General features: G+C 66.1%; 12 protein-coding genes. All 12 read right to left on the reverse strand.

What is annotated here, in order from left to right; all coding sequences use genetic code 11:
• Positions 1-731, reverse strand: a 731-nt coding sequence (locus AZG88_RS28720) for an NAD-dependent epimerase/dehydratase family protein (RefSeq protein ID WP_061699840.1), incomplete at its 3' end; no start/stop codon positions are given.
• A gap of 88 nt (positions 732-819) precedes the next feature.
• Positions 820-1,644 (reverse strand): nuclear transport factor 2 family protein, encoded by an 825-nt coding sequence (locus AZG88_RS28725; protein WP_061699841.1) that lies wholly within the window; start codon positions 1,642-1,644, stop codon positions 820-822.
• Between the two features lie 2 nt (positions 1,645-1,646).
• The gene (locus tag AZG88_RS28730; protein ID WP_005244529.1) at positions 1,647-2,165 is read right to left on the reverse strand and encodes a hypothetical protein; all 519 of its coding nucleotides are present in this window, start codon (positions 2,163-2,165) and stop codon (positions 1,647-1,649) included.
• On the reverse strand, positions 2,162-2,905 hold the full coding sequence (locus tag AZG88_RS28735) for a hypothetical protein (RefSeq protein WP_025431833.1): 744 nt from the start codon (positions 2,903-2,905) through the stop codon (positions 2,162-2,164). The genes AZG88_RS28730 and AZG88_RS28735 overlap by 4 nt, the downstream gene beginning before the upstream one ends.
• Positions 2,902-4,317, reverse strand: a complete 1,416-nt coding sequence (locus AZG88_RS28740) for an MCE family protein (protein WP_005244531.1) — start codon at positions 4,315-4,317, stop codon at positions 2,902-2,904. The genes AZG88_RS28735 and AZG88_RS28740 overlap by 4 nt, the downstream gene beginning before the upstream one ends.
• The gene (locus tag AZG88_RS28745; protein ID WP_061042256.1) at positions 4,314-5,543 is read right to left on the reverse strand and encodes an MCE family protein; all 1,230 of its coding nucleotides are present in this window, start codon (positions 5,541-5,543) and stop codon (positions 4,314-4,316) included. Before AZG88_RS28745 ends, AZG88_RS28740 begins: the two co-directional genes overlap by 4 nt.
• Positions 5,540-6,832 (reverse strand): MCE family protein, encoded by a 1,293-nt coding sequence (locus AZG88_RS28750; protein WP_061699842.1) that lies wholly within the window; start codon positions 6,830-6,832, stop codon positions 5,540-5,542. The genes AZG88_RS28745 and AZG88_RS28750 overlap by 4 nt, the downstream gene beginning before the upstream one ends.
• The gene (locus AZG88_RS28755; protein WP_005244534.1) at positions 6,829-7,884 is read right to left on the reverse strand and encodes an MCE family protein; all 1,056 of its coding nucleotides are present in this window, start codon (positions 7,882-7,884) and stop codon (positions 6,829-6,831) included. Before AZG88_RS28755 ends, AZG88_RS28750 begins: the two co-directional genes overlap by 4 nt.
• Before the next feature lie 2 nt (positions 7,885-7,886).
• Positions 7,887-8,909: an MCE family protein gene (locus AZG88_RS28760; RefSeq protein WP_005562660.1), complete on the reverse strand. Its 1,023-nt coding sequence runs from the start codon at positions 8,907-8,909 to the stop codon at positions 7,887-7,889.
• Complete coding sequence (locus tag AZG88_RS28765) at positions 8,906-10,081, reverse strand: MCE family protein (protein WP_005244537.1); 1,176 nt, start codon at positions 10,079-10,081, stop codon at positions 8,906-8,908. Before AZG88_RS28765 ends, AZG88_RS28760 begins: the two co-directional genes overlap by 4 nt.
• A 12-nt stretch (positions 10,082-10,093) precedes the next feature.
• Positions 10,094-10,945: an MlaE family ABC transporter permease gene (locus AZG88_RS28770; protein ID WP_005244538.1), complete on the reverse strand. Its 852-nt coding sequence runs from the start codon at positions 10,943-10,945 to the stop codon at positions 10,094-10,096.
• 20 nt (positions 10,946-10,965) lie between these two features.
• Positions 10,966-11,506, reverse strand: a 541-nt coding sequence (locus AZG88_RS28775; RefSeq protein ID WP_061699843.1) for an ABC transporter permease, incomplete at its 5' end; no start/stop codon positions are given.

Raw genomic sequence — 11,506 nt, forward strand, 5'->3', positions numbered from 1 at the left:
CCCGCCGCACGCGCAGCCCTCCTCACGGCATCGTGCATGCCGAGCATGTGCCCCGAGATCAGGTAGTTCTCACCGGTCCGGCCCTTCTCCCCGGCGGCGATCAGTCCGGCGGCGACGTCGCGGACGTCCACGAAGTCGAAACCGCCCTGCACTGCCGCGGGAACGCGGCCGCGAGCGGCGTTGCGCAGCAACGCGTTCACTCGCGACAGTCCGTAGTCGACGGGCCCGTACACCCCGGTGGGATTGCAGATCACCGCGTCGAGCCCGGCCTCGACCACCTCGCGGAGTTCGATCTCGCCCGCCCATTTGGACCTGTCGTACACCGGGATCGACGCGTCGACGGATCGAGGCGAATTCTCGTCGAGCGTTCCGCCGCAACTGCTCTGATCGAAGGAGTGCACGGAACTGCAATGCACCATCCGCCGAACACCCACGGCGAGAGCGGCTTCGGCGACGGTCCGGACGCCCTTGGTGTTGACGGCCCAGGCCAGGTCGTCCTTCTGGGCGAGGGTGATCATCGCGACCAGGTGGTAGACCACCTCGGTGCCGTCCAGCGCCCGCTTCATGGATTCGACGTCGAGCACGTCGGCGTTCACCCACGTGACCCCGTATTCGGGTGCGTACCGGGAACGCACGCGGTCGATTGCGGTCACCTCGCGCCCCGCCTCGACCAACAGATTCAGCAGATTGTTGCCCACGAATCCCGCGGCGCCGGTTACTGCAACCTTCATCGACGACTCCCCGTTCGGTTGTGGCCCCGCAACGCAGCGTCGTGCGTCGGCAATCGGCCAGTGGACCCCGACAGTACTAGAACTTGTTTCATTTTGCGAAGGGGGTGACCGTCTCGACGAACATTCGCACTCGTGAGATCTCGTGAGATCGGTGCGCGAACTCCAGGAGGGCCACACCCTCCCACGCGGCCGCGCGCACGGATGCGGTCACGGCGCGCCCCGCCACGATCATCTTGCTCCACTGCAGTTCACCGAGACTTTCCGCGAACTGAGCGAGCGAGAGCGGGGTACCCGGGGACAGCTCGAGAACCGCACCGGGAGCAAGCCTCTCCGACATCGCGGCCGTGTCCCGACGCCGGACGGCGACCAGAAATCCGGTGGCGGCATTCCTACCCGGACGCCCCACTGTTCGCAGCCCTCGCATGAAACCTGTTGCACCGAGGACGCCCTGATTCGAGAGAAGTTGCGGCGCCAGCTTCACCGACGCGGCCGCGCCCCGCCACCCCGCCCTGGCCAGTTGGGCGATCATCACGGGCAGTTCCCAGTGCGCATACAACGCATCGACGGCCACGACACCCGACTCCGCCACGAGGTCGTAGCGCAGGTGCATCGGCACCGTCAGCACCACTCCCGTCGACATCCGGGTCTCGAGGTCGAGGTCGCGGACCACGGACATCCCGCACACCACGTCCCGCTTCACTTGGAATGTGATCGAGTTGGGGGCGATGAACGTGTCGTAGAACCGTTCGATCGCCGCCGTACCGACGTGTGGCCGCGAGCCCACCGGGTCGTTGACCCGAGCGCCGTCCGAGAAGAGTCCGACCCACGCGGCGCGGTCGTGCACCGCGACCGCGGACGGTGAACGCCCCACGGCAGCAAGGAGTTCCGCCACAGTCGGCGTGGTGTCCGGCACCCCTACACCGGGGTCAGCTGATCGACGAGCCAGCGGTCGTCGACCTTCTGCAGCGACACCCGCACGCGACTGCCCGACGTTCGGGCGTCGGGGGCGTCCGCGCTCGTCGTCGTCTGGTTGAGGTACAGCAGCACCACCGCCTCGTCGGGTGTCGTCGACACGGGCGCGGCGGCCTGCACCGACACCTGCACGGTGAGTTGCTTCTCCTTGGCGCCCGGCGCGATGGTTTCCTGCACGAGTGTGGTGTAGTCGTCGCGGAACGAACCGGTGAGTCCGTCTGCGGCAGCAGCCAACTGGTTGTCGACGTCGGCGAAGTCATACGCCAGCATCGCGACCGCCTGCTTGCCCGCGGCGTCGACGGCGTCGATGCGCGCCTGCTCCGAGAGTTGATCCTGCCGGTGGCCGTACCAGAGGAAGCCCACTCCGACGGCGAGCGCAACCACCACGACCGCGGCCGCGATCTTCAGCGCTGCCTGCTTGGTGATCGCGAACTTTCGCTTGCCTTCGTTGTTCTCGCTCATGGGACGAACTCCACCTTCGATGCGGTCAACTTGCCGTCGACGTCGCTGATCGTCACCCGCATCCGGAAGTCTCGCGGCGAGGGGTCCGGCTGTTCCTTGCTGCTCACCATCGTCCGCGCTGCCACGAGCACGTTCGCCGAGATCGACGTCTCGCTCCCGTTCTCCACGCCCGCCTCGACGACCTCGCCCTCGGTGGTCACGTTCGCGTCCTGGACGACACCGACGAACGGATCCTCACGGCCCTGGAACTCTTCGAGGAACTGACCCGACGCGCCGGCGATGATCCGGTCGACGTCTTCCTTTGCGGTCTCGGGATGGATGGTCGTCAGGTTGAGCACCGTCTGCCGGGCTGTGTCGACGAAGGCCTGACGGCGATCGTCCCGTTCCCGTGCGGACTGTTGGGCGAGCAGCAGCACCACCGCCGCGACAACCAGTGCGACGACGACCACCGCGGTAACGCCCCACGCGAGCAGCGACTTCAGGGGACGACGCTGCTTCGGTGCGTCGAGCGGCCGAGCGTCCTGGGACGCGGCCTTCGTTTTCGAGACCTTCTCCGCCTCGGGCGCGGCGTTCGCGTCCACCGGCTTGGCGAGGACCACCGGCTTCGGGGCCTCGGTCTCCCCTACCGGCGGGCCCGCGTGCCGGACGGCCCTTCGCCTGCTCCGGTCCTTCGCCGCGGGTGTCTGCTCGGTCGCCTGCTCCGCGGAGTCTGTTGCGCGCTCGTCTGTGCTGGAACTCAAATCTGCTGACCTGTCATCATCGTCTGCCACGTCGAGTCCTTTCCCTGCACCGCCAGATCCGGTTGGGTGTACGTCTTTCCATCCGAACCAATGAAGCTACCGGTGGCCGGGTCGTAGGGCACGGCCGCGACCGGTGCACCCGCGGCACCTTCGTAGGAACTCGGAACGGCTGTGTACGAGGGTACATCCGGCGGCATGATCGGCCCGTACGGCGGGTTGTTGCCCGATGCCTCCCAGCCCTCGCGGCACGCCTCGACCGTCGGCGCGCGACGTCCCGGGAACTCCATGCACGGCAGGTTCCGCGCGCCACGCACCACGGCCGGGTCGTCCGGAGCGGCCTTGCAGTACAAGTCGTTCGGTGTCGCGATCGGGTCGGTCTGATCTCCCGACCGGCGTTGCTCCGGGGGCAGGAATCCCGTCGTGCAGGCCGGCGGGTCGTGCAGTTGCAGCGCGAAGTCGACGATCGCGCCGTCCTCCACCGGCCCGCCCGTCGCCGCCGTCACGAGCGCCGCGGTCAGGGGCGGGTAGATGACCAGAACCTGTTCGATGCTCTTGTTGTAGATCACCCCGACCTGGCCGACGCTCACCAGGTTCCGCAGCAGAATCGGCAGTGTCGGCTGCAGGTCCTGGAACAGCTGGGTGGCCTCCTGCGCCGTTCCCGGGCCCTTCTCCAGCACCGACCGCAGGCTCGGGTCGCTCGCCCGCAACTGGTCGGTGAACGTCACCAGGTCCTGGGTCCACGACCGGATGGCGTCGCTGCTGACCGTCTGGGTGTCGAGCAGTGGGCCGACCTGGTCGATCAGGGCCTTCGTCGCGTCGCTGTTCGCGTCGGCTTCCTCGACGAACAACCGGGCCGAGTCGATGAGCCGCTGCAGGTCGGGGCCCGATCCGTTGAACGCCGTGAACGCCTCGTCGATCACCGTCTGCAACCTGGTGTCCGAAATGCTCGCGAGCAGTTCGTCGGCCTGGTCGAGCATCTCGCCGACGTCCTGCGGAATGGTGGCACGATCCAACGGGATCACGTCGCCGTTCGCCAGGTACGGGCCGTCGGCCTCGGCGGCGCCGTCCCGGGGGATCAGATCGACGTACTGCTCGCCGACCGCCGACACGCTCTTGACTGCCGCGTCGACGTCGGCCGGAATCTTGTAGTCACTGTCGAGCGACATCTTCGCTTCCACACCGTCGCCGGTGAGCGTCACGTTCTCGACGACACCGATGTTGGTGCCTCGATAGGCGACATTGGCGTGCGAGTAGAGCCCACCGGTGGACGGCAGTCGGACACTCACCTCGTAGCGCCCGACGCCGAACAGCACCGGCACCTTCACGTACTGGATCGACATCACCACGAGCCCGATGACGGTGAGAATCGAGAAGATGATCAGCTGAATGCGAACGAATCTCGTCATTCTCATGGTGTCGGCGCCCCTCCCAGTTGCGGCGGAAGGCCCGGTATCTGCGGCAGTCCGGGTATCTGCGGAAGCCCCGGAATCACCGGCGGTGCGGGTGCCGGCTTCGGAGCCGGCTGCAGGGGTGCCTGCAGCGGATCGCCCGACTGCCCGGCCACCCCGGCGAGCGATCCCACGGCGCCCTCGACGCCGCCGAGCGATCCGCCGAGGCCGGTTCCGGTCAGGAAGTTGTTGTCCACGCGTTCGTTGGTCATGTCGACCGTCATCATGAGGTTCGCGTAATCGCCCTGAATCGCCTTGTCCATCGTCTTCATCGGGAAGGGGTACGTGAGCATCAGGGTCAGCACCTCGGTCAGCGCGCTTCCCGAGTTGGCGAGTTCACGCAGCACCGGTGTCAGGTTTGCCAGGTTCGCTTTCAGTTCCTCGCCGCTGCTCTCCACGAGCCGGGAAGCGGTGTCACTGAGCTTGCCCACCTCGACCAGTGCGGTGGTGAGGTTCTGCCGTTGGGTGACGAGCACTTCCAGCGCGGGCGGGATGCCGTCCAGCGCCGCGTCCAGGGTGGCCTTCTGCTCGTTGACGGTACCCGCCAACCGGTCGAGTCCCTCCATCGCGCCGATGATGTCTCCGCGCTGCTGATCCAGGCTCGTGACGAGTTGGTCGAGCTGCGGGAGAAGATCTCGGATCGAGTCCTCCCGGCCACCCAGTGCGGCGTTGAGTTCCTGGGTGATGTCGTGGATCTGGGCGATGCCGCCACCGTTGAGCACCACCGACAGTGACGACAACGTCTGCTCGGTGGTCGGGTAGGCGCCCGCCCGCTCGATGGGGATCACGTCGCCGTCCTCGAGCCTGCCCTCGGGCTCGGTGTCGGTCGGCGGAGCCAGTTCGAGGTGCTGCGAGCCGAGAAGGCTGGTCTGGCCGATCTTGGCGGTCGCGTTGGCGGGCAGTTGGACGTCGCCGTTGATCGAGACGGTGACGAGTGCGTGCCAGTCCTGCACGTCGATGCCCGTCACCGAACCCACCGTCACGTCGTTCACACGGACCGGCGAGTTCTGCGACAGCGTCGTGACATTGGGCATCTGGATCTCGACCGTGTAGGCGTCGTCGCCCTGCCCCTCGGTGCCCGGCAGGGGAAGCGAGTTCAGCCCTTCCCACTCGCACCCGGTCAGGGTGAGGGACAACGTGATCGCCACGGCTGCGATGGCGCCGCGACGCACCCGTGTGTGCTTCGTCATCGCCCACCTCCCGGCTGCAACAGATCGTTCAGGTCCTTGGGCACGGCGACGGTCGGCATCCCGGCGAGGGTCCCGGTCATCGGCGGCGCGGACCGCGGAGGTACGGAGGCCTCGAGACTCGGCGGGGTGAATTCGATCTGGTCGGGGAATGCGTTCACACCCGTCGTCGGGTTGGTGAGGATGGGCAGGTAGTTCGCCGTCAGCGAGTTCAGGACCGGCGACAGGTACTGGGTACACAGGTCCGCGCTCCGGTTCGCCTCGTTGGCCTGCAGGCTCTGGATGGCACCGCACATGAAGTTCACGGGGTTCCCGAAGTTCGCCATCGCGACCGCACCGACCAGTGATCCCTGCGCCGGCTTGTAGATGTTGCTGAAGTTGGCCAGCGCCGTGGGCGCGACGTGGAGCACCTGCTCGATCTGCGGCCTCTTGTCGGCGAGCACCTGGGTGGCGTCGGCCAGGCGGCCGACCTGTTCGCTGAGACTTGCCCGGTTCTCCACGACGAACCGGTTGACGTCGCCGAGCGCGATGTCGAGATCGTTCAGCGCGGTTCCGAGTTCGTCGGAGTTGGTGGCGAGCATGTTCGACACCGAAGCGAGCCTGCCCTCGAACTGGACGATCTGCTCGTTGCTCGACGACAGAGCCGCCACGAACGTCTGCAGGTTGCGGATGGTGGAGAACAGGTCGGTCCGGCCGTCGGACAGGGTCCGCATGGTCTCCGACAATTCCCGCAGCGTGTTCCGCAACGACTCTCCGTTGCCGTCGAGATTGTCGGCGGCGGTGTCGATGAACGTGCCGAGCGAGCCCTGCGGGTCCGCGCCCTGCGGTCTGAGCGCCTCCGACAGCTTGTTCAGCTCGGTCTTGATCTCGTCCCACTCCACCGGGACGGCGGTGCGCTCCACGGGGATGCTCGCACCGTCGCCCATCGTCGGCCCACCCGCGTACACGGGTGTCAGCTGGACGAACCGTCCCGACACCAGGCTGGGTGCGACGATGACGGCCTTCGCGTCGGCCGGAATCTCGACGCTCTTCTTCACGTTCATCGTGACCCGCGCGAAGTCGGCGCCGGGCTCGATCGAATCGATCGTCCCCACCTTCACACCGAGGACGCGGACGTCGTCACCCGAATACAGCCCGGTGGTCGCCGGGAAGTACGCGGTGATCGTGTTCTGGAAGAGTTTGGGCACGAACATCACTGCGGCGCCGACGATCAGCACCACCACGACCGCGGCGACGCCGCCGCGGATCAGCCACTTCTTCCGCGTGTTGGTGATTTCCGGGTTCGTCGTCATCGCGGCGGTTCCCTCAGCTCGATGGACGGACCTGTCTGCAGGTAGGCCTGGAGGTCGTTGGGGAGATGCTCCGGCCAGGTCACCGCGTCGCTGAGCCCCTGGAACAGGTTGCCGATGCCGATGTTGTAGACGTACGCCATGAAGAACGGACCGCTACCGACCGACTCGCCGAGCTGAGTGGCGTACGGCGCGAGGCCGTCGAGAGCCTGCGAGATGTTGTCCTTGTTCCGCTGCAGGATGTCGACCACCGAGTTCAGCTTGTCGAGCGTCGGTTTCATCTGCTCCTCGTTGTCCTGGACCAGTCCCGTGAGCTGCCGGGACACCGCGGAGATGTTCACGATCAGCTGGCTGATCGCCGTACGGCGACGGTCGAGCTCGCCGAACAGCTGGTTCCCGTCGACGATCAGCGAGTTGATCTGCCCGCTGCGCTCGGCGAGGATTCCCGTCACGTTCTCGGCACGCGAGAGCAGCTGTCGCAGAGTCTCGTCCCGCGAATTGATGCTCTCCGACAAGCGGGACAGGCCGTCCAGTGCGGTGCGCAACTCGGGCGGTGTGTTCTCGAGAGCGCCGGACATCGCGTTCAACGCGTTGTTGACCTCGTCGGTGTCGAGTTCGGACACGGTGGTCGACAGATCGCCCAGCGCGTCGTTGAGAGAGTACGGAGAGTTGGTGCGCTCCAACGGAATCGTCGAGCCCACCGGCATCGTGTCGTACCCGAGCGGGGTGACGGCCAGAGACTTGCGCCCGAGGACGGTGTTCGTCTTGATGTTCGCTTCGGTGGCGTCGCCGAGGGCGACGCCGTCCTGGATCGTGAACGTGACGAGCACGTGTTGACCGTCGAGTTCGACCTCGGCGACCTTCCCGACGTCCACGCCGGCGAGCGTCACCGTGTCGCCGGTCATCAGCCCACCCGCGTCCTCGAAGTAGGCGGAGTACTGCGTTCCGCCCGAAAGGAATTGCAGCTGATCGTATTGCAGGGTGGCGATCACGATCATGCTCGCGATGGCGACACCGATGATTCCCACCTGTACGGGATTACGTTCGCGCTTCATGGCTACGGTGCACACCTCCCTGCCGTCTGACCGCCCGGCATGTTGAGGAGCAGATCCGATCCGTCCGGGCCGGAGAACTTGAACTTGACCGTGCAGACGTACATCTGGAAGAAGCTGCCGTACGTGCCGATGCGGATGAGCCTCCGGTAGGCGTCGGGCAGATTCTGGAGCACCCAGTCGAGGTCGTCCTCCCCCGCCTGGAGCTGAGTTGCAGTGCGGTTGGCCTCGGCGATCGTGCTCTGCAACGGCGGCCGCACACCTTCGAGCAGATTCGCGAGATCCCCCGTCGCCCCCGCGATGCGGGGAATGGCGTCACCGATCTGATCGCGGTCCTGGGAGAGCCCGCTGACCAACTGCTGCAACTGGTCGAGCGTCGACCGGAACTGGTCGCCGCGGTCGTTGATGGTGCCGAGGACCTGGTTGAGGTTCGTGATCACCTCGCCGATCAACTGGTCCCGGTCGGCCAGGGTGTTCGTGAACGAACTCGTGCTGCCGAGGAGTGAGACGAGCGTTCCGCCCTGCCCCTGGAACACCTGGACGAGGGCCTGGGACAGGTCGTTGACCTGCTGCGGGTCCAGTGCCCGCAGCAACGGTTTGAACCCACCCAGCAGGAGGTCGAGATCGAGTGCGGGAGAGGTGTTCTCGACGGGGATGGATCCACCGTCCGGCAGGGGTTCCACCGATCCGGCACCTTCGAGAAGTTCCATGTACCGGTCGCCGACGAGATTCTCGTACCGCACCGTGGCCTTGGTCCCGTCGAACAGCGAGTACTTGGTGTCGACGGTGAAATCGACGTCGGCAAGATTGTCGTCGTCGATGCTCACCTTCTCGACGGCGCCGACGGGAACGCCGGCGATGCGCACCTTGTCGCCGGGCTTGAGCCCGGACACGTCGGTGAACGTGGCGTGGTAGCCGTCGGAACTGCTGAACCGGTACTGGCTGAACACCAGGGCGAGTCCGGCGAAGATCACCGACATCACCGTCGCGAAGATCAGCAGTTTGACCGTGGTCGCTCGCACAGTCACTGCCCACCCTGCCCGGGGTACACACCCGCGAACAGCAGCTGGAACACCTTGGGCAGGTGCACCTGGACTTCCGTCGACGGCACGAACGGCACCGTTCCGGTGTCGGCCACGACGAAGTTCGCATGCTTGCTGAGATCAGGGTTGGGAAGACCGTGGCAGTTCGGCCCACCTGTCGCGTTCACTTTCGGCAGGTCCTTCGGATAGGTGTACGGCTCCTGCCCGTACATGAAGCTGGCGCTCAGCGCGATACCCGGCTGATTGCCGCCGATGAGCTGTTCGGCGAGGGGGATCACGTTGTTCAGGCCGACGATGAAGCAGGAGATCTCGGGCGAGTACTCGGCCAGCAGATCCGTCGTCGGGAGCAGCAGGTCGAGAGAGGAGTTCAGGTTCTGCTCGTTCTCGGTCAGCACGGTGTTCGCCGTGTCGGCCAGCCCCGTGACGTTGAGCAGCACGGCATCCAGGTTGTCCTGTTCGTCGACGACGGTGGCGCTGGTGGCCGTCGCGTTGTCGAGCACCCGCAGCAGATCCGGTGCGGTGTCGGCGTACACGTCGGTGACCTGCGCGGCCTTCGCCAGATCTTCCTGCAGCTGAGGGAGACTCGGATTCATCTTCGCCAGGTAGCTGTCGCTCTGCTCGAGCAGGGCGCCGAGTTCTTCGCCGCGTCCGCGCAGCGCCGAGGAGATGGCACCGAGCGTGGCGTTGAGCTTCTCCGGCTGCACCTGGGTCAGTACGTCGGACAGGTGCTGGAAGACCGTGTTGAACTCGACCGTGACGTTGTCGGACGCGATGACCGCCCCCGGCTGGAGATGGGTGGACGCCGGGTTCTCCGGCATCACGAAGTTGACGTACTTGGCGCCGAACACGGTGGTGGACTTGATCTCCACGGTCGCGTTGGAGGGAATCAGCGACATCATGTCGGGGTACATCGCCAGTTTCAGCTCGGCGCCGTCAGTCACGTGCTCGATGGAGCCGACGCGGCCGACCTCGACGCCGAGGAGCTTGACCTTGGCGTCGGGTTCCATCACCAGCCCGGAGCGATCCGACGTGACGGTGACGGGCGTGGACTCGCTGAAGGTTCCGTTGAACATGGCCAGTGACACACCGATGATCGCGAGAAGACTCACGACGAGGACGAGTGCCGCGAGCTTCTTCTTCCCACCCGAATCAGTCATCTACCGGCACTCCTATCCCGAAAGGTTGAAGTTGCCGGACCCGCCGTAGATGGCGAGCGAGATGAGCAGGGTGACGGTGACGACGGCGATCAGCGAGGAGCGCACCGCGTTGCCGACGGCCACACCGACGCCGACCGGGCCGCCCGAGGCGTTGAAACCGTAGTAGGTGTGGATGAGCATGATCGCGATCGCCATGACGATGGCCTGGGCGAACGACCACAGGATGTCCGTGGGTATCAGGAACGTCGAGAAGTAGTGGTCGTACACGCCGGACGACTGGTCGTACAGCACCACCGTCGCGAACCGGCTGGCCATGAACGACGCGATCACCGCCAGGGCGTACAGCGGGATGATGGCGATCATCCCCGCCATCACACGTGTGCTGACCAGGTACGGGATCGACGGGATCGCCATCGTCTCGAGCGCGTCGATCTCCTCCGAGACGCGCATGGCGCCGAGCTGGGCGGTGGAGCCGGCGCCGATGGTGGCCGCCAACCCGATGCCCGCGATGACCGGCGCCGCGATACGCACGTTGATGAAGGCCGCGAAGAAGCCGGTGAGGGCTTCGACGCCGATGTTGCCGAGCGAGCTGTAGCCCTGCACCGCGATGGTGCCGCCGGTGAACAGGGTCAGGAAGCCGACGATGACGACCGTTCCGCCGATCACGGCGAGAGCACCCGTGCCCATGCTGATCTCGGCGATGAGCCGCAGCGTCTCCTTCGGGTAGTGCATCAGGGCGCGGGGCGCCCATCCGATGGCACGCGCGAAGAACAGCGCCTGCTCACCGAGCCGGTCGATCGAGCGGGACGCCGACGCGAACCGTTTGCGAGTTCGGGGAAAGCGCCCGGCCGCCGCTAGTGCCATCTACTCCACCACCATGTCGATCACCCTGCCGTCAGCTTGATGCCGACGGCGGTGACGAGAACGTTGACCACGAACAGGGCCATGAACGAGAACACGACGGTCTGGTTGACGGCGTCACCGACGCTCTTCGCGCCACCCCTGACGTTCAGGCCGAGGTAGGCGGCGACGAGGCCGGCGATCATGCCGAACAGACCGGCTTTGACTTCCGAGATCACGAGCTCCCCGAATCCGGTGAGCAGGGTGATGCCGTTGACGAACGCACCCGGGTTGACGTCCTGGATGTAGACCGAGAAGACGAAGCCGCCGAGGATGCCGATGGTGCAGACCAGCCCGTTGAGCAGGAGCGCCACGACGGTCGACGCCAGCACTCGTGGCACGACCAGGCGGTGGATCGGATTGATGCCCAGCACCCGCATCGCGTCGATCTCTTCGCGGATGGTGCGGGCGGAGAGGTCTGCGCAGATGGCGGTGGCCCCTGCACCCGCCACGATGAGCACGGTGACGATGGGACCGACCTGGGTCACGGTGCCGAGAGCGGCGCCGGCGCCACTGAGGTCGGCG

The sequence above is a fragment of the Rhodococcus sp. LB1 genome (assembly GCF_001583455.1).
GTDB lineage: Bacteria > Actinomycetota > Actinomycetes > Mycobacteriales > Mycobacteriaceae > Rhodococcus_F > Rhodococcus_F opacus.

Excerpts from the sequence above, each read along its gene's own strand:
- AZG88_RS28745 (WP_061042256.1), bottom strand. The coding sequence starts at position 5,543 with ATGACGAAGCACACACGGGTGCGTCGCGGCGCCATCGCAGCCGTGGCG.
- AZG88_RS28730 (WP_005244529.1), bottom strand. The coding sequence starts at position 2,165 with ATGAGCGAGAACAACGAAGGCAAGCGAAAGTTCGCGATCACCAAGCAG.
- AZG88_RS28740 (WP_005244531.1), bottom strand. The coding sequence starts at position 4,317 with ATGAGAATGACGAGATTCGTTCGCATTCAGCTGATCATCTTCTCGATT.
- AZG88_RS28755 (WP_005244534.1), bottom strand. The coding sequence starts at position 7,884 with ATGAAGCGCGAACGTAATCCCGTACAGGTGGGAATCATCGGTGTCGCC.
- AZG88_RS28765 (WP_005244537.1), bottom strand. The coding sequence starts at position 10,081 with ATGACTGATTCGGGTGGGAAGAAGAAGCTCGCGGCACTCGTCCTCGTC.
- AZG88_RS28770 (WP_005244538.1), bottom strand. The coding sequence starts at position 10,945 with ATGGCACTAGCGGCGGCCGGGCGCTTTCCCCGAACTCGCAAACGGTTC.
- AZG88_RS28750 (WP_061699842.1), bottom strand. The coding sequence starts at position 6,832 with ATGACGACGAACCCGGAAATCACCAACACGCGGAAGAAGTGGCTGATC.